The organism is Rhodococcus sp. SB1D, assembly GCF_048573875.1.
Taxonomy (GTDB): Bacteria; Actinomycetota; Actinomycetes; order Mycobacteriales; family Mycobacteriaceae; genus Rhodococcus_F; species Rhodococcus_F qingshengii.
In genome coordinates this window covers 375360-396998 of record NZ_JBMAIQ010000003.1, presented here as the reverse complement: position 1 = coordinate 396998, position 21639 = coordinate 375360, and the positions used below count along the sequence as shown (strand labels likewise).

Here is a 21639-nt window from a genome sequence, read left to right as displayed (position 1 = left end):
GTTACATGCCACATTCCGCGCCCGGGCAGAACAGCCCCGCGCCCACGTCCTCAACCCACGCACACGCCATCGAGAACCACTGGGCTGCGGTCGCCCTGATCGCAGCGTCCACCTTCATCGTTGTCGCGGCAGAGATGATGCCGGTAGGGCTACTCACCCCGATCGGTGCTGACCTGGCGGAAAGCGAAGGGACCATCGGGCTCTCACTGGCCATTACCGGATTGGTGGCAGCGGCCACTGCCCCGTTTGTGCCCATCGTGACCCGGCGCTTCGATCGTCGGTCGACGCTCATCGTCTTGATGCTGTTAGTCGCAGCGGCGAACGCCCTCACGGCCCTTGCTCCGAGCTTCGTTGTCCTCGCTGTGGCTCGCGTCCTTCTAGGCGTGAGCATGGGTGGAGTCTGGGCGCTCGCCGCAAGCCTGGCTCCCAGGTTGGTGGAGACCAGATCCGTCGGGTTGGCGACCACGATCATCTTCAGCGGAATCGCTGTTGCCTCAGTTCTCGGTGTCCCTGCTGGGACGTATATCGGGGCAGTCGCCGGATGGAGCGTGGCGTTCTGGACTCTCAGCTGCGCCGCGACGCTGATCGCGCTCGCCATGATCGCTGTCCTACCCACGATGCCAGCTGATCGGGCCTTGTCGCTCGGGAGTCTCGTGGCGGCCTTTCGGAACCCAGGAGTCCGGGTCGGATTCGCGATTACCGCGCTCATCGTCACCGCTCATTTCGCGGCGTACACCTATGTGCGTCCGGGGCTGGAGTTCTTCGCGGGGTTGAACGCTTCGCAGGTCGGCACAATGCTCTTGATCTACGGTGCATTCGGTGTCGTCGGCAACTTCATCGCCGGGCCGTCCGCTGCAAAGTCCCCGAAGGCGGTGGTCGTCAGCCTCAGCGTGGGAGTAGCGATCACCCTTGCCCTGTTCCCGATCTCGGCTACCACCTTGATCACAGCTGCTCTGCTCATGGCGGCTTGGGGCCTCTTCTACGGTGGTGTATCGGTGAGTACTCAAACATGGATCGCACAAGCCGCTCCCGTTCACCGAGAGGCCGCTGCGGCTCTGTGGGTTGCAGTCTTCAATGCAAGCATCGCCCTCGGCGCGTTCGCGGGTGGACGCATTCATGACCACTCCGGTTCCGAAACGGTCTTCTGGACAGCCGCGGGAATCGCCACTCTCGCAATGCTGCTCGCCACATTCCGCAATCCCGTCGCGGCAAAGCGCGAACTGACAACCTAGCCGCCTACACAAAACCTTCATAGAGGCAGGACCACAGATATGCGCCAGACACCCGTTTCAACCTTCATGGATGTGACCGAGATGCTCGAACGCTACCGGGATAAATCGCTGTCTCCGGTGGAGGTACTCGAGTCCACCATCGAACGTATCGAGGCGCTCAACCCGACCTTGAATGCAGTGGGACACACTTTCTTCGATGCGGCACGGGCGCAAGCGAAGTCAGCGGAACGCCACTACGCCCGCGGCTCGGATGTCAGCCTTCCGCTCGCCGGTGTTCCCGTTGTGGTGAAAGAGGATGAACCGGTGCAAGGACAACCTTGGACTCAAGGGTCCAAGGTCTATGAGGATGTGATCGCCACTCACACTTCCACTTTCGTGCAGCGAATCATCGACGCCGGTGCCATCGTCCACGCGCGATCGACGGCACCCGAATTCTCCTCGTCCGCGTTCACGCAGTCCGAGTTGTGGGGCGTCACTCGCAATCCGTGGAACACGAAATACTCCTCCGGCGGGTCTTCCGGTGGATCGGCAGTCGCACTTGCCACCGGTATGACGCACTTGGCTACCGGTTCCGATGTTGCAGGTTCGATCCGAACTCCGTCGTCACTCAACGGAATTGTCGGGTTCAAGCCACCGCATGGCCGTGTCCCCGTTGATCCGCCCTTCAATCTCGATCGCTACTGCCACTGCGGTCCGATGGCGCGCACCGTAAGTGATTGCCTCACAATGCAGTCGGTCATCGCGGGACCGACCTCCACTGACATTGCCTCGAATGTACCGGCATCGCAGTTACCTACCTTCGCAACGCGTTCGTGCGCGGGAATGCGTATTGCCGTGATCCCCGCGTTGGGTGACTGGCCGGTTGATCCGGACGTTGCCGCCAACACCGCCAAGTTGGTGGACACCCTCACTGCGCTGGGCGCACGCGCGGAGATCATCGAAGTCGACTTGTCACGCGCTGCAATCATGCGTGCGGCCGCCATTCACTACGATCACGTGTTCGGTGCATCGATCTCCGCCGAAGCGTCCGCGCACCCCGACAAAGTCACGGAGTACGCGAAGGAATTCGCGCGATGGGCACGCCGCACCCGTGGTGACGCGACTTTCCTCGACGGACTCGCGATCGAAGCCGAACTGTATTCGTCGATCGGATCCCTGTTCGACACCTATGACGCGTTGATCACTCCGGCAGTGGCGACGGAGGGCTTTCTTGCCGGCGACGACTACGTGGGGCACGGAATCAATGTGGCTGGAACAGAATTGGAGTTCTACCTCGAGGCTGTACCGGCCATCACCTTCAACATCCTGAGTAGCTGCCCGGTGCTGACAATCCCCACAGGTTTCGCTCGGAACGGAATCCCCACGGGCACACAGATAGTTACGCGACCGTACGACGACCAGACGGCCTTTGCGATTGGGCTCGCCCTCGAGAAGGTCCTGCCGTATCCCGGCAATCACCCGGACTGCCATGCGGCCCCGCAGGTATTGTTCGGCGTTTGAAGCTAGCTCTGGTGGAGGGTTGACCAGAATGTAGTTAGGTGCCATATTAGTTGCATGGCAGTGGACGGAACCGATCACGACTCACCCACGTTGGATCAGGCGCGGCGGCAGTTGGAGCACTACGGCCTCGGGTCCGATCCGCAGGCGGTGCTGGTTGCGGTGCGGCTGATCTCGGCGGGCGCGCGGCTCGGTCGAGCAACCGAGGTTCACTTCGCGAGGTATGGACTGTCGACCGGCCGTTACCGACTGCTTGCGGATCTGGAAGACCACGACGGGGAGAAATCTCCCTCGCGACTGGCCGCTGATCTCGGCGTCTCGCGAGCCACGGTCACCGGCTTGGTCGATGGGCTCGAGCAGGAGGGTTTGGTCGCTCGACGTCCGTCCGCGGAGGACGGGCGTGGTGCTGTGGTCGTCCTGACTGCTCGTGGCGCTCAGCGGTTACGTGACATGGCGCCCGAACACTTTGCTCGTCTCGAGGAAATGGTCGACGAGCTCACTGTCGACGAGCGTGCGGTTTTTTTGGATCTGCTCTCGCGGGTCGTTCGCGGCATCGGTGCGCTGACTGCGGAGTAGTCGGCTGGGATTACAAGTATTCGCGTAGCGATTCGAATCGTCTTCAATTCTCGACAGAGACTTCTCTCTTCATGCCCAAATAGTTAGTCACCTAATTATAGTCGGAAAGTTGGTCTCCTTCATGTCCGGACTCACCCCGCCGATCCGTCGCGAAAACAAAAGGGAGATAACCGATTCCAATCGAATCGACCCGGTTGCCGATCGTCGCGGCGCACGACCTTTCATCCTGTGGAGAGAGGTGCTGGTCGCCTACCTTGCCCCTGCGCTGATGGCGGGTGCGGGCGGAGTCGCATCCGGCCAATCGGGCCTCACGATGGCGGCATTTACGTCCATCGCGGGCACGTCGGCAGTGGTGGCGTTGCTGATCGGCTCCTGGCTGCAGCGTCGCGGGAGGTCACGGCCGTGGACCACGGCCCTGCCTCGCATCATGGTGGCGGCAATTCTTGCCGTCGGAGCCGCTGTGATTGCTGGTCTCGTCGGATGGTTCGCCTCCCGTTGGCTACCAGCTCACACGAGCGTGGTCGACACTGCTTGGCTTGCTCGCCTGCAACTCGATCTACCGATATCTGCCGCTGTCGCTGCCGTCATCGTCAGCTGGCGATGGCGCCGTCAGAATCCCTGACCGACAACATATGTCAACGATCCCCGGCTTCCCGGGGAAGACCGAAAGGAACACGATGATCGTCATCATGGGAGCGTCCGGAACCACAGGCGGCGCGTTGCTACACAGTCTCGCATCCTCGGGTGTGCCGAGCCGAGCGCTGTCCCGCGACCCGGACAGGCTGCGCGCCCACCTCGGCGACTTGGCCGACGGTTTGGTCGAAGTAGTGCCGGCCGATGCCGCAGACTCAACTTCGCTGCGCACGGCTTTCGAAGGGGCCGAACAACTTTTCCTCGCCATGGCCAACGGCCTCGAACAGGTCGAGCTCGAAACGCGTGTGATAGACATAGCCGCCGAGAGCGGCGTCGAACACATCGTCAAGATCTCCGACCCCGCCGCCGCGGCCGACTCCCCCATCGCTCTCTCCCGCGGCCACCACGCCGTCGGCGAACACCTGCGTGCATCCGGGATCCGCCACACTCTGCTCCGCCCTTATGCGTTCATGCAGAATCTGTTGCTCCTGGCTCCGGCGGTGGCTGCGCAAGGGGTGATTCTGGGCGCGATGCGGGACGCGCCGTGCAACTGGATCGACTGCCGAGATATCGGTGACGTCGCCGCGGCCGTGCTCACACGCGCCGACCTCGCCGGCGGCACCTACGTCCTGACAGGCAGCGAGGCAGTCGGCTATGGCGGCATCGCCGATTCTCTGACCCGCATGCTCGATCGCCCCGTCCAATATATCGACCTGCCACCGCACGAACTGCGGCAAAACCTCGTCGATCATGCCCACATGCCTCCGTGGCTGGCCGAGCACATTCTGGAGATCCAGCAACTTGCCGTCTCGCGCCCGGAGTCACCCACCGACACGGTGGCACGTGTCCTGGGGCGTGAGCCACGAAGCCTGGATGCGTTCCTGCGTGAGCATCTGGACCGTTTCCGCTGATTCACGCTGCGAGAGCAGCGCCGCCAGAAGTCACGCGGTTGATCAACGAGCCCACCGAATCCTGATCGGACCTCGTACGGATTCCGGGTCGACGACTTCGCCGCCCTGGGTGATCTGCACTTCGCCGTCGGCCACCATGTGGCGGGCAGCCTCTCGGACGGATTCCATCAGCGGACGCCAATTGTCGGGTGCCGCTGCGCGGGCCACGTCGGAGGGGCAGATGCTCGACTCGGCCGATCGGGCACTGAGTAGTTCGCGGATCTTCGCCGCCAGTTCTTTCTCTTCCACCGTGTGACCTCAGTTTCCGGTCGTGACCGTAGGCCTTCAACAGAGTATGAACCTTCGGTTCGGCGAGTTGTGGCGAAGGAATGGTGCACATCGATAATTATTGACGGCGTGGAGAATTCGAGTGCAACGCGCCGCGACGTAGTCCGAAAGTCGTATTCGGCCAGATCCCAGGAGTACACGGACCTCTTCGGCTCGATGGATTCGACGCACGTATCTGATCGGGACCTGGTGACCAGCTGGGCCGCCACTTTGACCGGCCCCGTGCTCGACGCCGGGTGCGGGCCGGGGCAGTGGACAGACTTCCTGGCCCAGGCCGGGCTGGCTGTGAGCGGGATCGATCTCGTGCCCGAGTTCGTCGAACGAGCCCGCACCCGATACCCGGATCTTTCCTTCGAGGTCGGGGGCTTCGAGGCATTGGACGCGAAAACGAATTCACTGGGCGGCGTGCTGTCCTGGTACTCGCTCATTCACCATCACCCGCAAGATATCGAGGCACCGCTCGCTGAATTCGCGCGCGTGATCCGCCCAGGTGGTGGGTTGCTGGTGGGCTTCTTCGAAGGCACAACGGTAGAGCCTTTTGATCATGCCGCGACGACTGGTTATCGATGGCCGGTGACCGAACTTGCCGAGGTGCTGGTCACAGCGGGTTTCGACGTGATCGAGACCCATACCCGGACGGGGAGCGGCTACAGGCCGCACGGCGCAATCACTGCCAGCCGGTGCGGCGTCGAATAGCGGATCGAGACAGCGGATCGAGACAGGGCGAGCAATTCTCTTTCATTCATTTCGTGTGAGTGGTGTGCTGGATGAGTCACTTCCCGGCTTTTTCAGCACCGGATCATCCACAGTTGAAAGAAGGCGCCATGACCACGATCCATCTTCACAAGACGACCACTGCGACGCCCGAACAGGTCCTTGCCGGCCTGACCGACTTCGGCCCGGGCCGTGAGGAAATCTTCGGCCGCAGTGCGGACAGCTACCTGAAAGTGCACCAACAAGGACCCCACGATGCTGATGTCACCGAGGGCTCCAGTGGTATCTGGGAGCGTCTGCACTACGACTGGACCGACCCGCACCGCGTCGTGATGACAACCACCGACTCCAACCTGTGGGGCGGGGCGTCGAGCCATACCTACACGCTGACCCGGCAACCGACGGGTCTGACCGATGTCGATGCCGTCGTGGTCCGGGACGGCAAGAACCTCAAGGGAAAGCTCCTGGCGTCGGTACTCGGACTCGTCGGCACCCAAGTGCTGGGAAAGTCGTTCACGAAGTCCATCGACGCCATCGAAGCTCGCAACGGTGGCGCGAGCGGCGGCAACCCACAGTGACAAGAACCTGACGGACGGTCAGAGCGCTTCGAGGGCTTCCGTCATCTTCTTCACCGTCTCCGGTGCCACTTTGGCTTCGAATCCCGCCTTCAGGAGAGGCGACGCAATCTTGGCGGCACCGTTGAACTCGACGTTCGCGTGATACTCGATCTCGGTCGAGTTCGGACCCACCGAAGTCAAGGTGATGTCGTCGGTACTGGTGGCAGTCTTGTTCTTTCCTTCGAGAACAACGTGATTCAGCTCGTCGGTCACCAGCGTGTACGTCAGTTCCGTGGTGACGCCGAACAGCTTCGACACGTTGTGCCATTGGGTTCCGACGCCGACAGGACCGTCGGAGATCTGCGTGCAACTCTCGGTGCCCGGATCCCACGTCGGCGCATTGGCGAAGTCGCGGAGAAACGCCGCAGCCTTCTCGATCGGTACCTCGGCGGTGAATTTGCGGGTGACGTCAACCATGCGGTGGGCCTTTCGGTTCATTTTTCGGCGGTAGTGCCGAGGCGAGACTTCGTTCCGACGCCCGGGCTACCCAAACTCGACGAACGGTAACCGCCTTCAGAAGACTGCGCGGTCCAGTGGACGTGGAAGCGGATCGAGTGCGCCGGTCTCGCGCAGGCGCTCGTACGCCCGAACGACCCCATCGACGGCCCCGATCTGTAGCAACACGCCGCCCGGTAACGCGGCAACGCCTGCTGCCAGGTCATCCGGGATCGCGTCAGCGCGAGCGGACGAGAGGTAGCCGACTCGGCCGATCACGGGATCACCGACGCGATAGTCGGACTCGTCTTCGAGAGCGTCGAGGATGTTGTCGTCGGTGACATCCCCGAAGTCCGGTTCCCACACCGCGGCGAGCATCCGAAGTAGTTCTGTCTCAGGAACTTCGGCGGCGTCCGGCGCGCTGACAGCGAGAATCATCGACTGTAGGACGATTTCCGGTTCGCCGCCGGCCAACCCTGAGAGTTCGAGCCCCCATTCGGGCCCTCCGCCGGATGCGAGCCTCAACCCGATTCCCAGACGATCCGACCAGTCTTCGGCGGCCTGCGCGATCTCGAGCACGTGTGCCAACTGGTCGACGGTCACGGCAGTAGCAGGTCCAGCGGAATGGATCTGTTGCCACGACCCGCCGACCACCTCGGGCAACAGGAATTCGACTTGCTCCAACGTCCGACGCCACCGGGAGGCCACGGCCTGCACCGATTCCGGCCGTCGTCCCCAGAAAACTCGAATAGCGCGTCGTGTCATCGAGTCCTCCGGTAAGGATCGTCCATGGGTAGCCATCTCCCGTCCTCGTGGATTCCGAGATCAGTGACGCCGCGGGTGAGAGCGTCGACGGCCGCGAGAACGGCAGGGCGCGTTTCGTTCTCACGACACAGGAGTGACCACGTCCAGATTGCCGCCGGGTCGATCATCGGGCGTGCCGTGAGATCGCTCGGCAGCGTGATGGTCTGCCCTTTGGGCGAGTTGACGACCGGACGGCCGACGGCACGGACGTGATCGAAGAATGCCGGGCCGGTGATACCACCGTCGTTGATGCGCATGATCTGTGCGCCGGTATCGCGAGCGAATTCTTCGGCGAAGACGTTCCACGAATACCAGGAGGTGGTGTCGTCGTCGACGAGCACGACGACGTCGCGTGCCCGCACCGGTGTGGTGTCCTCTCCGGTGGAGACGGCGCAGAGCCGATCCGCACCGAGCAGTCTGGCGTTCAAACCGTTTTGGGCGACATCGTATTTACGTACCCAGGCGATCGCCAGATCGAGGCTGCCGTCTGCCACCCGCGCGGCCTGTGCGTGTGATGGCACCACCCAGGCGTCGACGTGCAGTTGCGCGACCCCTGAAGTGCGCGCGATCAGATCCGTGGGGAGCCAATTGACGTAGCCGATCCGGACGGGCTCCGCTCCGGACAGACGCTCCGCGCGGCGTCGCAGATTCTCGGCACTCTCGAGTAGCGCACGGACATCAGGGAGCAAGGCCGCGCCGGCTGGCGTCAGAGCGACGGAACGGCGGTCGCGGACGAACAGCTTGACGCCGAGGTCGCGCTCGAGTGCCATGATCTGCTGCGACAATGACGGCCCGGCTATCAGTAGCCGCGCCGCGGCTCGGCCGAAGTGCAATTCCTCGGCGACGACCTCGAAATATCTCAGCTGACGCAGCTCCACGATCCTTCATGCTACGTGCGGTGGGAGGTTGTGCCTATCAGTCAGGAGCAAAGCGGTCGTGGCGGTTCGGCGCGGCCGGGGCACACGATAAGACCATGACCACAATCCACAACGGCGTCTCCCCGCGAGCGCACGCTGTCCAAGCTGCCGCTGCGCTGGCGGCGAGCATGGGAATCGGTCGATTCGTCTACACACCGATTCTGCCGTTGATGCACACGCAGTCCGGTCTGTCCGCCTCGCTCGGCGCCACCCTGGCGACGGCCAACTACGTCGGGTACCTGATCGGCGCGCTCGCGGGAATCCTCATTCCCGGCGTGGTGCGCTCGGCAGCGGTGATGCGTACGTCGTTGGTGGTCCTCATCGCGACTTTGGCGCTCATGCCCACTACCCACGACGGATCCATCTGGTTCGCCCTGCGGCTCGTCGCAGGCATTGCCAGTGCCCTCGTCTTCATGATCGCCGTCAGCGCTTTGCACGCGCACCTTCGGGGGCAGTCCCAATTCCTGGCCGGATGGGGATTCGGCGGAGTTGGGTTGGGTATCGCCCTGTCCGGGGTCCTCGTGTTGGTCGTCCGCTTCATCGGTACCTGGAGTACAGCCTGGCTGGCATCTGCGGCCCTTGCAGTGGTGTGTGCGGTCGTAGCCTGGGGATTGACGCCGGAACCGCGTCCGGCCATCACACCGGACGCGCCGGGAACTCCCACTCCCCAACGCGGGTTCACTGCCTTGTTCATCAGTTATTTCCTGGAAGGCATCGGCTACATCATCGCGGGCACGTTCCTTGTTGCCGCAATCGATCTCGCCGCTCCAGAATGGGTGGGCAGCGGCGCTTGGATAGTGGTCGGTCTGGCCGCATTTCCCTCGTGCGCCCTGTGGGCTTGGCTCAGCCTGCGTTGGTCGAGGCCGACTCTGCTTCTCGTTGCCCTGTTGATTCAGGCGGTGGGCATAGCGCTTCCTGCTGTGATCGGAGGCGTCGGCCCCGCACTGATTTCAGCTTTTCTGTTCGGTGTCACCTTCCTTGGTATCGGGTCAATTGTGTTGGCAATCGGCGCGCACCTGCAGTTCCCACGCGCCGTGGCGTTGCTGACCGCTGGATACAGCGTCGGTCAGATTCTCGGCCCACTCGTTGTCACTCCGTTGCTGCGAGACGGGTATCGCGACGCTCTGCTGTTGGGTGCGGCCGTCGTTCTGGGCGCAGCAGTGGCCGCCACGGTTTTGCGGTTCCGATTCCCTTCCGATCTCGATGCGGACCCTCGGACGGCCACCTCGACTGAGGAGGTAGTTTTTGATGTCAGATGACGAAACCGCCGGAGCACTACCCGACGTAGGACTGGAGATGTTCGAATGAGCGCACTCACAACCGATCTCGACCTGAAGGTCCCTGTCATCGCAGCCCCCATGGCCGGCGGCGCTTCCACGCCGGCACTTGTTGCTGCTGCCTCTCGCGCAGGCGGTCTCGGATTCCTCGCCGCCGGGTACAAGACGCCTCAGGCTCTGTCCGAACAGATCGACGCCGTGCGCGCCGAGGGAGTGTCGTTCGGTGTCAACGTCTTTGCGCCCAACCCGGTGCCTGTCGATGTCGATGCCTACCGTGCCTATGCCAGGGCGATCCAGGTCGAGGCGGATCGCTACGGCATCACACTGGCTGACGGTGAGCCGGTCGAAGACGACGACTACTTCGAGGACAAGATCGATCTGCTCCTGGCCAGCCCGGTTCCGGTGGTCAGCTTCACCTTCGGCTTTCCCGCACCCGGCGTCATCAAGGCGCTGCGCGCTGCCGGTTCACTTGTCGTCCTCACTGTGACTTCGGAGGCAGAGGCGCTCCTTGCCGTCGAAGCCGGTGCCGATCTGCTTGTGGTGCAATCGTCGGCTGCCGGCGGCCACTCCGGAACGCTCACTCCCCTGCAGGTTCCGGCAGAAACACCGATCACCGAACTGATCGCACAAATCCGTCATCGCACCTCTGTTCCGCTATTGGCGGCCGGTGGACTGGCGACCTCCGCCGACGTCGCTGCAGCCTTACGTGCCGGAGCGGACGCGGCAGTGGTCGGTACCGTACTGCTGCGCACCGAGGAGAGTGGTGCCTCGGCTCCGCACAAGGCAGCTCTGGCCGACACGTCACGCGGGAACACGGTCGTCACAAGAGCTTTCACGGGACGTCCTGCACGAGCACTTCGGAACGAGTTCATCGATCGCTACGACGCACGGGCGCCCATCGGGTATCCGGCCATCCATCACCTGACCAACCCGATGCGCAAAGCCGCTGTTGCGCAGGCAGATCCCGAGCGCATGCACCTATGGGCCGGCACCGGCTATCGCCACGCGACGGAGGAACCAGCCGGGGTAGTGCTTTCGCGATTGGCTAACCTGTGACGGCGCGGACACCGGAAGCCGCATTGCCCGAGGTAGTGACATACGACGGGTTGCCCGGGTCCGCCGGTGGTGCACACTCGCTTCGAGTCAAGCGTCCCGATGTTGCATTTCAGCGGCTGCAGACATTCCTGGAATCCTGCACCGAACCAGTGTCGTTGCCGTCGTGGACGTTCGAGATCTACCAGAGGGGGCCATCCGAGCCGACCGCGCAGTTGTCATCGTTCGCTACCGAGCTCTTCGGTGGGCCCCGCTACAAAGCGCAAACCCATACCGAATGGAACGTCCCACCTGGTTCTGTCAACGAAGCGCTCGATGCCCTCGTTGGTTGCGATGCGGTCACAACCCACGGACGTTCTGTGGCGGCGCTGACCTGCAGCGCGCCCGTACGCCTGATCGACCCCAACACCCGCGCGCCGTACCCCGACATCACCCCCGACGCGTTCGGCCGTTTTGCCGTGGATGGATACGGCCGGATTCTCGGCGAGTCAGGCATACGCGCAACCCTCGGCAACGCGACATCCTCACTGTCCCTGTGGCTCAACCTGCCTGCAGACGAACGGTTGTCGTCCGGTGCTCGTCACCTACAAGACCATCTCCCGTTCCGGTTGTCCGCGAAACACTGGCGTCTCTGGCGGCCGAACCGGAGCGGAGACTCGTATCGTTCCAACAAGATTCCGTCGCCGGTTCACGACCGCGTTTGAATCACGCAGCAAGCATTCCGAGTTGCGCACCACCCATACCGCGCGTGGCACGTTGTCAGAATGCGTCTTCCTCGAGTTCCATGATCTCGTTGTCGAGGGAACCCAGGATTTCTTTGGTCGACGCCAGGACGGGCAGGATGTTCTTGGCGAAGTACGACGCGATCACCACCTTGCCCCGATAGAACGACCGGTCCTTTGCCGACGCGTCACGGTCCAAGGCTGCCAACGCGACTTCCGCTTGCACCAACAGGCGCCATCCGATGAGCAGGTCGCCTACCGCGTACAGAAAGCGCACCGAGCCGAGGCCTATCTTGTACAACTCGGAGGGTTGGTCCTGGGAAGCCATCAGATACCCGGTGAGCGTCCCGGCCATCTCCTGCACGTCGGTCAAGGCGATCTCGAGCAGGACTCGCTCGGCCTTGAGTCGACCGTTCCCGGCCTCACTGTCGATGAACTCTCGTATGCGACCGGCTACGTGAGCGAGTGCAACGCCGCGGTCGCGTGCGATCTTCCGAAAGAAGAAGTCCTGCGCCTGGATTGCCGTGGTGCCCTCGTACAGGGTGTCGATCTTGGCATCGCGGATGTACTGCTCGATGGGGTAGTCCTGAAGATAACCGGAGCCGCCCAGGGTCTGCAGGCTCTCGGTGAGCAGTTCGTAGGCCTTTTCGGAACCGACGCCCTTGACGATCGGCAGCAGCAGATCGTTGACCCGCGCCGCCAGTTCGGCATCCGCCCCCGAAACCAACTCGGCGACATCGGCATTCTGGTGTGCAGCGGTGTAGAGGTAGACCGCTCGGAGGCCTTCGGCGTAGGCCTTCTGCATCGCCAGGCTGCGTCGGACGTCGGGGTGGTGCGTAATGGCCACACGGGGCGCGGTCTTGTTTGTCAGCTCGGTAAGGTCTGCACCTTGAATTCGTTCTTTCGCGTACTCGAGGGCGTTGAGATAACCGGTGGACAGTGTTCCGGTAGCCTTGGTGCCCACCATCATTCGAGCGTTCTCGATGACCTGGAACATCTGGGCGATACCGTTGTGGACATCACCCACGAGCCAGCCGACGGCAGGAACGTCCGTCGCTCCGAAGGTGAGCTCACAAGTTGGGGAAGACTTGAGACCCATCTTGTGCTCGACGCCGGTGACGTACACGCCGTTGCGCTCTCCCAGTTCAAGTGTGTCCGAGTTGAAATGGGACTTCGGAACGTAGAATAGGCTCAAACCTTTGGTTCCTGGACCGGCGCCCTCGGGCCGGGCAAGCACCAAGTGGAAGAGGTTCTCGGCCGTGTCTCCGACGTCGCCACCGGAGATGAACCGCTTGACGCCCTCGATGTGCCAGGTGCCGTCGTCCTGCGCGATTGCCTTTGTTCGGCCTGCGCCTACATCGGATCCGGCGTCTGGTTCGGTGAGCACCATCGTTCCGGCCCATCCGCGCTCGAATCCTTCTTTGGCCCAGTGTTTTTGCTGTTCGTTTCCGATGGTGTAGAGCACGCTCGCCATCAGTGGACCCATGTTGAAAAAGCTTGCGGATCCGTTTGCCGCGACCAACATTTCGCCGATCGCCCAGACCAACGGTGCAGGAGCAGGAACACCACCCATGCCTTCTGGTAGGCCGAGTCGCGACCAACCGGCCTCGTTCACCGCCTCGACCGTCTTGCGCAGAGGTTCCGGGACCACAACTGCGTGATTGGGTGCGTCGAATTCGACAGGGTTCCGATCCGCGTCGGCGAAGGACGCGGCGACCGGGCCTTCTGCCAGTCTCGCTACTTCCGCAAGAATGTTGCGCACAGTGTCGGTGTCGAGGTCCCCGTAAGCGCCGACATCCAACAGTTCGCCGATCCCGAGTACCTCGAACAGATTGAACTCGATATCACGCACGTTGCTTTTGTAGTGACCCATTGTTCTCCGACCTTGGTTCGTCAGCAATACGATTCGTCAGCAGATACGGCTCGTCAGCAGTACACAAGAAAGCCTGCCCCACAAGGAATTCAGTACGCAACCGTAGGTAGAGACGAGTGCCGTTGCTACAAAGTAGCGCCGAGTCGCTCTCAATGAAACATTCACTCGTACAATCGGTTTCCGCTGGTGGGGGCGCATATCAGTCGCGTAGCATCCTCTACGATCAAAGCAGCTGCGCACCAATTGAAGTGCCCGTCCTCACCTTCGGCATCATACGCATTCGGTGTGATCAGTGAACATGCTGATCGGTAGACCAAGAGCGCCTCTCGTTGGTAGCCGAGACGTTCCTCGACCGGCGCGTAGAGCCAGTTCTGTTTCGTGAGCCTTTGGTATCGGTCAGAGGGTGAGTAGCACTTTGGTGGCGCGCCGCTCGTCCATCGCCCGGTAGCCTGCGGCGGCGTCCTCCAACGGGAGAGTGAGGTCGAAGACGATACCTGGGTCGATCTGGTCGGTCATGATGAGCTCGATCAGTTCGGGTAGGAATCGCCTGACCGGCGCGGGACCGCCGAGCAGGCTCACCGTCGCGAAGAACAGGTTCATGCCGTCGAGTTCGACGCCGTGGGATACCCCGACGTAGCCGACATGTCCGCCGGGGCGGGTAGCTCCGATAGCCTGCATCATCGATTCTTGGGTACCTACGGCTTCGACGGTCGAGTGGGCGCCGTAGCCGCCGGTGAGTTCCTTGATCTTCGCGATGCCCGCGTCGCCCCGCTCTTCGACGATGTCGGTGGCGCCGAATTGTGTGGCGAGTGCCTGCCGGTCGGCGTGACGTGACATGGCAATGATCCGCTCGGCGCCGAGTTGTCTGGCAGCGAGGATCGCCAAAAGTCCGACTGCGCCGTCGCCGACGACGGCGACCGTTTTGCCAGGTCCGGCTTCCGCAGCTACGGCGGCGAACCAACCGGTGCCGAGTACGTCGGAGGCTGCAAGGAGGCTGCGGGCCTGCCGCTCGGTCGGCTCTCCGTGGACAGGGACGAGGGTGCCGTCCGCGAGCGGGATGCGAGCGTATTCGGATTGGGTGCCGACCGAGCCCATCATGACCTGGTGGATACAGCGAGACTGAAAGCCGGCCTCGCAGATTTCGCAGGTGTTGTCCGACGCGACGAACGAGCCCACGACGAAGTCCCCAACTTCGATGTCGTTGACGTCGGGGCCGACCTGTTCGACGACGCCCACGTATTCGTGTCCCATCGGCGTCGGGCCATTCAGCTCTTCGATGCCGCGGTACGGCCAGAGGTCGGAACCGCAGACGCAGGTGGCTGTAACGCGAATGATCGCGTCGGTCGGTTCGACGATCACCGGCGCTTCGATCTCTTCGACCCGGACGTCGCCGGGGGCATGCATGACGACAGCGCGCATGACGTGACTCCTCACCATCGGTTTTCTCGTGTCACTTCAACCTGATCATGATTTGGCGGCGTGCGGGAGTCCCACGCGATAGTGGTACTGCGAGGGACTCCCTCGCTACCGGTCACTGACTTAGGCTCGATGGCATGGACGATCGAGCGCAAGTACGCGAATTCCTGACCTCGCGGCGCGCCCGAGTCACGCCCGAACAAGTTGGACTTCCGGCCGGATCGAACCGCCGCGTGGACGGTCTACGTCGAAGTGAAGTGGCAACCCTCGCCGGCGTGAGCGTCGAGTACTACACGAGGCTCGAGCGCGGAGCGATCAGCGGCGCATCGCCGGGTGTACTCGACAGTATCGCGAAGGCCTTACGACTCGACGACGCCGAGCGCGCCCACCTTTTTGATCTCGCGCACGCGGCAAGCCCGGTAGCCAGGCCCCCGCGTCGGCGAAATGCGAAGGGCTGGAAGCCCCATCAGAGCCTGCAGTGGGCGCTCGATGCAGTCACCGCGGGACCCGCTTTCGTGCGGAACGGTCGCATGGATCTTCTTGCTGTCAACCCACTCGCGCGTGCGTTTTACAAGGACCTGTACGACATGCCGGGGCAGCCCCCGAACATCGCGCGCTTCACGTTCCTCGACGATAGGGCTTTCGAGTTTTATCCGGACTGGAACGAGTTTGCCGAGGTGACCGTCTCGATTCTGCGAACCGAGGCTGGGCGAGATCCTCACAACAAGGAATTGCACGATCTGATCGGTGAACTCAGCACTCGGAGTGAGGAATTCCGGCGTCGGTGGGGCGCGCACGACGTCCGCCATCACGGCACCGGATTCAAGACTTTTCACCACTCCGCCGTGGGCGAGCTGACGCTTGCCTTCGAAGGTTTGGAGATGGCCGCCGAGCCAGGGTTGACACTCACGATCTACACCGCGGAGCCGGGATCGCCGTCCGCGGAACGGATGCAGCTACTCGCCTCGTTGGCAGCCAGTGAGGATGCGGACTCTGCGCCTCACGTGTCGGAGCGGTCGCTGACGGACGGCTGACGAACTGCGCGACGGTTGATCGGGTCGTCAGTTGACGACTTCGACGGCGGTGCGCTTCGTGCGTTCATTGCGCAACAGGATCATCAGCGGCAGAAAGTAGAGAGCGGCAACGCCGGTGCCTACCAACACCGGCCCAGTGGCACCGAGACTCGAGGCGAACGCGAACCCGGCGATCCAGGAGCCGACCGCCGTGCCCAGATTGAATGACGAGGTGCTGAGGGCAGAAGCCATCGTCGGCGCCTGATCGGCATAACGCACAGCCATCCCGATCAGGATGGGATTGGTCGACATGCCGAACAGTCCCAGCATGACTACGAGAATCACCGTCACGATCACGTTCTGCGAGAAGAGGCAGAGCGCCCCGAGTACGAGAAACGTCATCGCTGCCGAGACGAACAAGACGCCGTACTGATGCTTCGCACCGAGTCGACCGCCGAGATTGGAGCCGACGAACGCACCGAGTCCGTAGCCGACAAGCACTAGCGGCACTGCCGACGCAGCAAGTCCCGTGTTCTCGGTCAACAGCGGAGAGATGAAGCTGTACGCCGCCAGCGACGACCCGCACACGACGGCGCAACCGAACAGAACGAGCCAGATGCGTCCGTCCCGTAGGCTCGCGATCTCCGCTCGCCAGGACGGCACCGCACCGGAGTCGGTGTCGGCGGGTACCAATCGGTGGACGACGGCCGCGGCAACGAGTGCGAGGGCGGCGAGGGCCCAGAAAGGACCACGCCACCCGATGGTCTGACCGGCCAGAGCGCCGAGCGGAACACCGATGACGTTCGCGAGCATGCCTCCGCCCAAGACGATGCCGAGCGCGCGCGAGGAAGACGCCGGGCCGGCCGCTTTTGCTCCGACCACTGCGGCGACTGCCCAGAATGCGCCCGTCGCCACGGCTGTGAGGAAGCGGGCGCCGAGAATGAGTCCGAAGTTGGACGAGAGCGCGACGATGACGTGTCCGATCGCGAAAACAATCAGAGCCGAGCTCAAGGTCACGCGTTGGGGAACCCTGAGTGTCAAGATCGCCATCGCCGGCGTGCCGACGATCATCCCGATCGCGAAGACGGTGATCATCAAGCCGACGTTCGCGATCGACGTCCCGAGGTCACCCGCAATCTCGGGAAGAATGCCGGCGACGACGAATTCGGTTGTGCCCATCAAGAAAACTCCGACGGCCAGCACGTAGATCACGAGCGGCAGGCGGCCGGTTTCTTCGACGGTCGGGGCGGAAATCATGAGGTGGTCAGTTCTCTTTCTGTTGACGACGCGCATGTCGTGGCGCACCCGTCCAGGGCATCACGCCCGTCGCCTGCGAGGGAGTCCCGGTCGTTGGGGGTACTCGAAGGGACTCCCGGTGTGGCCGATTGCGCGCTACCGTCGGCGCAAAGACTGCCTGAACCCGGGAGGCGCGCCCATGACACGACGACAGATCCGGGGGCTCGGCGCCGCCGTGCTTGTCTCGGCCTTGATGACTGCTTGCAGTACCGAGGACGCTGAGGGGCCCGGTCCACAGGCAAGCACGACAACACGATCGGCGCCCGCCGCGGCCTTCGGTGAACCCGAGACCGTCGCCGACGGCTTGGACGCGCCCTGGTCGATCGCATTCCACGGCGATACACCACTAGTCAGTGAGCGCGACAGCGCGCGAATCCTCGAACTCGACGCCGGCGGAAACAGCCGCGAGGTGGGAGTCGTCGACGGCGTCAGCCCCAGGGGTGAGGGCGGTTTACTAGGGATCGCAGTACGTGAAAACCGCCTGTACGCGTACTTCACCGCGAACGGGGAGAACCGGATCGAACGCTTCGACATCATCGGTGCTCCGGGGGAATTCGCGCTCGGGCCGGCCGAGACGATTCTCGACGGGCTCGCTTCGGCCAACTACCACAACGGTGGTCGCATCGCGTTCGGCCCGGACGGGATGCTGTATGCCACTGTCGGTGATGCCGGTAGTCGAGACAGAGCTCAGGACCTCGACTCGATGTCCGGGAAAATTCTGCGCATGACTCCGGATGGTGATGTGCCGCTAGATAATCCGTTTCCTAACTCGTTCGTCTACAGCTACGGCCACCGCAACTCCCAGGGTATTGCCTGGACCGAGGACGGCACGATGTACGCCAGCGAGTTCGGGCAGGACACCTGGGACGAGCTCAACAAGATCGAAGCAGGCGGAAACTACGGGTGGCCCGAGGTCGAAGGGATTGCGGGTGAAGACGGATTCATCGACCCGCTCCAACAATGGTCACCTGACGATGCCAGTCCCAGCGGAATCGCCATCCACGACGGCACGATCTACATCGCCAATCTTCGTGGTGAGCGACTCCGCACGGTGCCCTTGACCGATCCCGCGACCGCCGACGAGCAATTCGTCGACGAATACGGGCGCCTCCGTGATGTTGTAGTCGCACCGGACGGGTCGCTGTGGATACTGACGAACAACACCGACGGTCGTGGCGACCCCAACCCCGGTGATGACCGCATCCTTCGCGTGCCGTTGCGCTGATGTCGATTTCCGGCGAACGCAGTACTTCCAGCCCGAGGGTCCTGGCCGAAGCCTGTGATTCACTAATATCTTTACGACAGGTGCGCCGGGTACGGATCGGAGAGACAGCATGGGGACTTGGGGTTCAGGACCTTTCGACAACGACGTAGCGGGCGACCTGCTCAGCGCAGTACAGGCGGGTGACTACGACATCGACGATTACGCTAGCCACCCCGATGGCGGTTATCTCGATGCCGATGATGCTCAAACAGCAATCGCCGTCGCCGAGATTCTTGCGGTTGCGCACGGCGTTGCGCCGAAGCCTGTGCAGCTGGATGGAATTGACGCCGCCGGGTACGTCAGCACCTTGAGCCCGGAGCAGAAGAGTTGGGTCCTCTCCGCACTCGAGCGTGCAGTTTCCGACAGCGACACTTCGGAGTTGTACGAGTTGTGGGAAGAGAACGGTCCGGAAGACCTCGCAGCTTGGCGGGCACCGATCCTGAGCAGATTGGCCAGCCTCAAAACGGTGGGGTAAGCGTCACTCGTCTGCAGTCCCTTGCTTACTCGGAGTTCGACGAGGACAGACTCCCCTTGACGTACCGGGTGGTGTCGTCAGCGAGGATCTCGGCGAGCCCGCTTTCGATACCGTCCAGTGCTTGCGCGGCGACGTCGGCAGGATCGATCTTCTGTTCGGCGGGTACGCCAGCGGCCATGTCGGTATCCATGTATGCGACATGCAGTGCCGATACGGAGATTTTGCGCGGCGCAAGTTCTTCTCGAACGGCGTCGGTCATCGCCCAGGCCGCTGCCTTCGACGACGCGTAAGACCCGAGCGCGGCTGGATGGAACCAGGACAGCACCGACAGAACGTTGAGTATTGTTCCGCCGTCGTTGTTTTCGATGACGGGAGCAAACGCCCGGGTCACGGCGAGCGGGCCGTAGAAGTTGACGTCCATCTCTCGTCGAATGTCATCGATGTCGCCCCCGATCAAGGGCGCCGAGGTAGAGATACCTGCGTTGTTGACCAGCAAGGTCACATCCGATGCGATTTGCGCGGCGGCGGTTATCGATTCGGCGTCCGTCACGTCCAACCTCAGGGGGATGACGCCGGGTAGATCGACAGTTTCCGGATTGCGCGCAGCCGCGTACACCTTTGCGCCGCGCTCGACGAGTCCCGCAGCCAGATGGCGTCCGAGCCCGCGATTGGCTCCTGTGACGACCGCAACCGTCTTGTTCAGGTCCATGATTCTCCCAGAGTTGTGATTGCTCGTGACGTTTAGATTATGAATCAAATCTAAGTGTCGGCTAGGATAGATGTCAAGTGAAATCCAAACTGGAAGGCGTTGTGATGGGCCGCGTATCGCAGCAACAAGCGGAAGAGAACCGTCGGCGCGTCGTGGAAACCGCAGCCCGACTGTTCCGAGAGAAGGGCACTCACCTCAGCGTCGCCGACCTGATGAAGGCGTCGGGGCTGACCCACGGTGGCTTCTACAAGCAGTTCGCGTCCAAGGACGCTCTCATCGACGAAGCGACCACCCACGCCTTCAAGGAACTGGCTCAGCTGCATTCTGCGGGACTCGAAGAGCATGCAGGGCAACGTGACTCCGCCCGAAAAGCTTTGATCGATACCTATCTCTCGGTGGCGCATCGCGACAACCCGGCAGACGGATGCCCCGCTGCTGCGCTCGCCGCCGACATGGCGCGCGAGCCTGCAGACAGCGAGGCCCGTCGGGTTTACACGGAGGGAGTGGGGGATTTTGCCGCAGCTCTTGCCGACGACGAAGCTGTCGGTCTCCTCCGGCTCTCCACCATGCTCGGTGCACTGGTTCTTTCGCGAGCTACCAAGGGTTCCCCGCTCTCCGAGGAAATTCTCGATTCCGCGCGCGTCGAACTGATCAGAGGGCTTCGAGAGCCGCTGTCATCTTCTTGACGGTCTCGGGTGCCCCTGGCCGCGAATCCCGCTTTCACGAGGTCCAGTGCTCGCGGTTCCGAGAGTCGGACTCTCGATATGTCGATTGAACGCTCTAGTTGATTCCGACGACTTCCTGGGCGATCGCTGCGAGTCTTGCCTGGGCAGCGGATACGACGCCGTGTCGGTTCTTGTGCGCTTCCTCGTACGCAACGATGTCCCGCACCTGTGCGGCGTCGGTCAGTTCCTTCACGGCGGAGACGGCTTGGGTGACGTTGAGTTCGTCGAAGTCTTCGATGGGAAGTTCAGTGGGGTCGAGTAGCCCACTCGACTTCCGTACCGAACGGAAGACGTCGGCGGCACCGTCAGCACCTTCTCGGCGAGTGACCTTCTCAGCCGTGGCGATGGCCGCATCCCTACTGGCCGAGAGTGTTTTCACAGTCACGTCACCGGCATATGCGCCCCAGCTGATCAGCTCACCCAGTACCGGCGGTGAGGTGCGAACAGCGTCGATGGCACGGTCGAGACTGCGGGTGGACCAGGAGACCGGAACGTTGACCAGCCGTATCGCCGCGCCGGTGGCAGCTTGCATCGGTGTGCGGCGCAAAGCTGCCGGTCCACCGAGTGCCTCTTCGGCCAAGACAGTCGTGAGCCAGTCCACGGTCGCGGAGTGTGCAGCGATGAGGCGGTCGGCCAACGCCGCGACGGTCTGATCGCCGCCGGCAGTGGCCAGGGCCTTGAGGTAGCGGGAGCGGTCGAGGAGTTGATGTTCGAGCGCAAGGTCTCCCAATACCGCTTCGTCGAAGGGCTGAGCCTGTTCGACCATCGCTTTCACTCCGGCTGTCGCGCGTCCGAGGAACGGACCGACCAATTCCGGCACGCCCCCCAGATCGCGAACAGTGGACTCTATGGAACTCGCCCTTTCACGGCCGTTCTCTGCGTTTTCCGTCAATTCGCGTCGAACAGCCTCGGTTCTGGCCTGTGCGACGCGCGTTTCGGCGACCTGGATCTCGGTGTGCGTCAGACCGAGGAGGATGCGTAACTGGGTGATCAAGGCGGACGTGGTTTCGGAGTTGCTCATATCGGGGTCGTCCCTTCGTCGGTGCGTGCTTTACGTGATGTTCAGCTTCTGCTCGACGAGTGCTCCGCGGGTCGCGGAGCCACCGCCGCTACGCGGGCTACCCCGACCTACCGCGTAGTAACCACAACGAAC

General features: G+C 62.7%; 23 protein-coding genes. 14 read left to right on the top strand and 9 right to left on the bottom strand.

What is annotated here, in order from left to right:
- Positions 1 to 5 precede the first annotated feature (5 nt).
- From ACN50D_RS10650 to ACN50D_RS10630, 5 genes are all read left to right on the top strand, one after another.
- Positions 6 to 1232, top strand: coding sequence for an MFS transporter (locus ACN50D_RS10650; RefSeq protein ID WP_211921754.1), 1227 nt, complete (start codon positions 6 to 8; stop codon positions 1230 to 1232).
- 39 nt (positions 1233 to 1271) lie between these two features.
- Positions 1272 to 2732 carry an amidase gene (locus ACN50D_RS10645; RefSeq protein ID WP_211921752.1) on the top strand — a complete coding sequence of 487 codons (1461 nt, stop codon included), beginning with the start codon at positions 1272 to 1274 and terminating at the stop codon, positions 2730 to 2732.
- A gap of 54 nt (positions 2733 to 2786) precedes the next feature.
- Positions 2787 to 3305 (top strand): MarR family winged helix-turn-helix transcriptional regulator, encoded by a 519-nt coding sequence (locus ACN50D_RS10640; protein ID WP_003943230.1) that lies wholly within the window; start codon positions 2787 to 2789, stop codon positions 3303 to 3305.
- A 121-nt stretch (positions 3306 to 3426) separates the two neighbouring features.
- Positions 3427 to 3927, top strand: coding sequence for a hypothetical protein (locus ACN50D_RS10635; RefSeq protein ID WP_211921750.1), 501 nt, complete (start codon positions 3427 to 3429; stop codon positions 3925 to 3927).
- Between the two features lie 55 nt (positions 3928 to 3982).
- Positions 3983 to 4849: an NmrA family NAD(P)-binding protein gene (locus ACN50D_RS10630; RefSeq protein ID WP_116058258.1), complete on the top strand. Its 867-nt coding sequence runs from the start codon at positions 3983 to 3985 to the stop codon at positions 4847 to 4849.
- Positions 4850 to 4891: 42 nt separating this feature from the next.
- Here the strand turns inward: ACN50D_RS10630 and ACN50D_RS10625 are convergent, their stop codons facing one another.
- Positions 4892 to 5137: a DUF3253 domain-containing protein gene (locus ACN50D_RS10625; protein WP_050654941.1), complete on the bottom strand. Its 246-nt coding sequence runs from the start codon at positions 5135 to 5137 to the stop codon at positions 4892 to 4894.
- Between the two features lie 108 nt (positions 5138 to 5245).
- On the opposite strand from ACN50D_RS10625, the gene ACN50D_RS10620 reads away from it, so the two are divergent.
- The gene (locus ACN50D_RS10620) at positions 5246 to 5872 is read left to right on the top strand and encodes a class I SAM-dependent methyltransferase (RefSeq protein WP_211921748.1); all 627 of its coding nucleotides are present in this window, start codon (positions 5246 to 5248) and stop codon (positions 5870 to 5872) included.
- Between the two features lie 128 nt (positions 5873 to 6000).
- Positions 6001 to 6468, top strand: a complete 468-nt coding sequence (locus ACN50D_RS10615; RefSeq protein ID WP_031331426.1) for a hypothetical protein — start codon at positions 6001 to 6003, stop codon at positions 6466 to 6468.
- A gap of 18 nt (positions 6469 to 6486) precedes the next feature.
- On the opposite strand, the gene ACN50D_RS10610 is transcribed toward ACN50D_RS10615, so the two are convergent.
- The 3 genes from ACN50D_RS10610 to ACN50D_RS10600 form a co-directional block, all read right to left on the bottom strand.
- Positions 6487 to 6924, bottom strand: coding sequence for an SRPBCC family protein (locus ACN50D_RS10610; protein WP_007735601.1), 438 nt, complete (start codon positions 6922 to 6924; stop codon positions 6487 to 6489).
- A 96-nt stretch (positions 6925 to 7020) separates the two neighbouring features.
- On the bottom strand, positions 7021 to 7707 hold the full coding sequence (locus ACN50D_RS10605) for a hypothetical protein (protein WP_054188336.1): 687 nt from the start codon (positions 7705 to 7707) through the stop codon (positions 7021 to 7023).
- On the bottom strand, positions 7704 to 8624 hold the full coding sequence (locus tag ACN50D_RS10600; RefSeq protein WP_211921746.1) for a LysR family transcriptional regulator: 921 nt from the start codon (positions 8622 to 8624) through the stop codon (positions 7704 to 7706). Before ACN50D_RS10600 ends, ACN50D_RS10605 begins: the two co-directional genes overlap by 4 nt.
- Before the next feature lie 95 nt (positions 8625 to 8719).
- Between ACN50D_RS10600 and ACN50D_RS10595 the strand changes: the two genes are divergently transcribed.
- The 3 genes from ACN50D_RS10595 to ACN50D_RS10585 are packed head-to-tail and all read left to right on the top strand — an operon-like array spanning position 8720 to position 11697.
- Positions 8720 to 9922: a YbfB/YjiJ family MFS transporter gene (locus ACN50D_RS10595; protein ID WP_192712688.1), complete on the top strand. Its 1203-nt coding sequence runs from the start codon at positions 8720 to 8722 to the stop codon at positions 9920 to 9922.
- A 45-nt stretch (positions 9923 to 9967) separates the two neighbouring features.
- The gene (locus ACN50D_RS10590) at positions 9968 to 10996 is read left to right on the top strand and encodes an NAD(P)H-dependent flavin oxidoreductase (RefSeq protein ID WP_211921744.1); all 1029 of its coding nucleotides are present in this window, start codon (positions 9968 to 9970) and stop codon (positions 10994 to 10996) included.
- The gene (locus tag ACN50D_RS10585) at positions 10993 to 11697 is read left to right on the top strand and encodes a hypothetical protein (RefSeq protein ID WP_099697240.1); all 705 of its coding nucleotides are present in this window, start codon (positions 10993 to 10995) and stop codon (positions 11695 to 11697) included. The genes ACN50D_RS10590 and ACN50D_RS10585 overlap by 4 nt, the downstream gene beginning before the upstream one ends.
- 55 nt (positions 11698 to 11752) lie before the next feature.
- Here the strand turns inward: ACN50D_RS10585 and ACN50D_RS10580 are convergent, their stop codons facing one another.
- The gene (locus tag ACN50D_RS10580) at positions 11753 to 13588 is read right to left on the bottom strand and encodes an acyl-CoA dehydrogenase (RefSeq protein WP_058227806.1); all 1836 of its coding nucleotides are present in this window, start codon (positions 13586 to 13588) and stop codon (positions 11753 to 11755) included.
- Between the two features lie 396 nt (positions 13589 to 13984).
- Complete coding sequence (locus ACN50D_RS10575) at positions 13985 to 15007, bottom strand: zinc-dependent alcohol dehydrogenase family protein (RefSeq protein ID WP_030537173.1); 1023 nt, start codon at positions 15005 to 15007, stop codon at positions 13985 to 13987.
- Positions 15008 to 15141: 134 nt separating this feature from the next.
- Between ACN50D_RS10575 and ACN50D_RS10570 the strand changes: the two genes are divergently transcribed.
- Entirely contained in the window at positions 15142 to 16038 is an 897-nt protein-coding gene (locus ACN50D_RS10570; RefSeq protein ID WP_064113728.1) for a helix-turn-helix transcriptional regulator, read from the top strand.
- Between the two features lie 27 nt (positions 16039 to 16065).
- Here ACN50D_RS10570 and ACN50D_RS10565 read toward each other — a convergent pair whose 3' ends face one another.
- Positions 16066 to 17274: an MFS transporter gene (locus ACN50D_RS10565; protein ID WP_064113732.1), complete on the bottom strand. Its 1209-nt coding sequence runs from the start codon at positions 17272 to 17274 to the stop codon at positions 16066 to 16068.
- A 178-nt stretch (positions 17275 to 17452) separates the two neighbouring features.
- Here ACN50D_RS10565 and ACN50D_RS10560 point away from each other — a divergent pair, with 178 nt between their 5' ends.
- Together ACN50D_RS10560 and ACN50D_RS10555 are read left to right on the top strand one after the other, a co-directional pair.
- Positions 17453 to 18538 (top strand): PQQ-dependent sugar dehydrogenase, encoded by a 1086-nt coding sequence (locus tag ACN50D_RS10560; RefSeq protein WP_211921742.1) that lies wholly within the window; start codon positions 17453 to 17455, stop codon positions 18536 to 18538.
- A 109-nt stretch (positions 18539 to 18647) separates the two neighbouring features.
- A complete protein-coding gene (locus tag ACN50D_RS10555; RefSeq protein WP_003942974.1) occupies positions 18648 to 19052 on the top strand; it encodes a DUF4259 domain-containing protein in 405 nt (134 codons plus the stop codon).
- 25 nt (positions 19053 to 19077) lie between these two features.
- Here ACN50D_RS10555 and ACN50D_RS10550 read toward each other — a convergent pair whose 3' ends face one another.
- The gene (locus ACN50D_RS10550; RefSeq protein WP_007735616.1) at positions 19078 to 19761 is read right to left on the bottom strand and encodes an SDR family oxidoreductase; all 684 of its coding nucleotides are present in this window, start codon (positions 19759 to 19761) and stop codon (positions 19078 to 19080) included.
- Between the two features lie 77 nt (positions 19762 to 19838).
- On the opposite strand from ACN50D_RS10550, the gene ACN50D_RS10545 reads away from it, so the two are divergent.
- Positions 19839 to 20447, top strand: coding sequence for a TetR/AcrR family transcriptional regulator (locus tag ACN50D_RS10545; RefSeq protein WP_007735618.1), 609 nt, complete (start codon positions 19839 to 19841; stop codon positions 20445 to 20447).
- A gap of 94 nt (positions 20448 to 20541) precedes the next feature.
- Here the strand turns inward: ACN50D_RS10545 and ACN50D_RS10540 are convergent, their stop codons facing one another.
- A complete protein-coding gene (locus tag ACN50D_RS10540) occupies positions 20542 to 21507 on the bottom strand; it encodes a hypothetical protein (RefSeq protein WP_047272359.1) in 966 nt (321 codons plus the stop codon).
- Positions 21508 to 21639: the final 132 nt, after the last annotated feature.

Excerpts from the sequence above, each read along its gene's own strand:
- ACN50D_RS10650 (WP_211921754.1), top strand. The coding sequence starts at position 6 with ATGCCACATTCCGCGCCCGGGCAGAACAGCCCCGCGCCCACGTCCTCA.
- ACN50D_RS10645 (WP_211921752.1), top strand. The coding sequence starts at position 1,272 with ATGCGCCAGACACCCGTTTCAACCTTCATGGATGTGACCGAGATGCTC.
- ACN50D_RS10640 (WP_003943230.1), top strand. The coding sequence starts at position 2,787 with ATGGCAGTGGACGGAACCGATCACGACTCACCCACGTTGGATCAGGCG.
- ACN50D_RS10635 (WP_211921750.1), top strand. The coding sequence starts at position 3,427 with ATGTCCGGACTCACCCCGCCGATCCGTCGCGAAAACAAAAGGGAGATA.
- ACN50D_RS10630 (WP_116058258.1), top strand. The coding sequence starts at position 3,983 with ATGATCGTCATCATGGGAGCGTCCGGAACCACAGGCGGCGCGTTGCTA.
- ACN50D_RS10615 (WP_031331426.1), top strand. The coding sequence starts at position 6,001 with ATGACCACGATCCATCTTCACAAGACGACCACTGCGACGCCCGAACAG.
- ACN50D_RS10610 (WP_007735601.1), bottom strand. The coding sequence starts at position 6,924 with ATGGTTGACGTCACCCGCAAATTCACCGCCGAGGTACCGATCGAGAAG.
- ACN50D_RS10605 (WP_054188336.1), bottom strand. The coding sequence starts at position 7,707 with ATGACACGACGCGCTATTCGAGTTTTCTGGGGACGACGGCCGGAATCG.
- ACN50D_RS10595 (WP_192712688.1), top strand. The coding sequence starts at position 8,720 with ATGACCACAATCCACAACGGCGTCTCCCCGCGAGCGCACGCTGTCCAA.
- ACN50D_RS10590 (WP_211921744.1), top strand. The coding sequence starts at position 9,968 with ATGAGCGCACTCACAACCGATCTCGACCTGAAGGTCCCTGTCATCGCA.
- ACN50D_RS10580 (WP_058227806.1), bottom strand. The coding sequence starts at position 13,588 with ATGGGTCACTACAAAAGCAACGTGCGTGATATCGAGTTCAATCTGTTC.
- ACN50D_RS10575 (WP_030537173.1), bottom strand. The coding sequence starts at position 15,007 with ATGCGCGCTGTCGTCATGCATGCCCCCGGCGACGTCCGGGTCGAAGAG.
- ACN50D_RS10570 (WP_064113728.1), top strand. The coding sequence starts at position 15,142 with ATGGACGATCGAGCGCAAGTACGCGAATTCCTGACCTCGCGGCGCGCC.
- ACN50D_RS10565 (WP_064113732.1), bottom strand. The coding sequence starts at position 17,274 with ATGATTTCCGCCCCGACCGTCGAAGAAACCGGCCGCCTGCCGCTCGTG.
- ACN50D_RS10560 (WP_211921742.1), top strand. The coding sequence starts at position 17,453 with ATGACACGACGACAGATCCGGGGGCTCGGCGCCGCCGTGCTTGTCTCG.
- ACN50D_RS10555 (WP_003942974.1), top strand. The coding sequence starts at position 18,648 with ATGGGGACTTGGGGTTCAGGACCTTTCGACAACGACGTAGCGGGCGAC.
- ACN50D_RS10550 (WP_007735616.1), bottom strand. The coding sequence starts at position 19,761 with ATGGACCTGAACAAGACGGTTGCGGTCGTCACAGGAGCCAATCGCGGG.
- ACN50D_RS10540 (WP_047272359.1), bottom strand. The coding sequence starts at position 21,507 with ATGAGCAACTCCGAAACCACGTCCGCCTTGATCACCCAGTTACGCATC.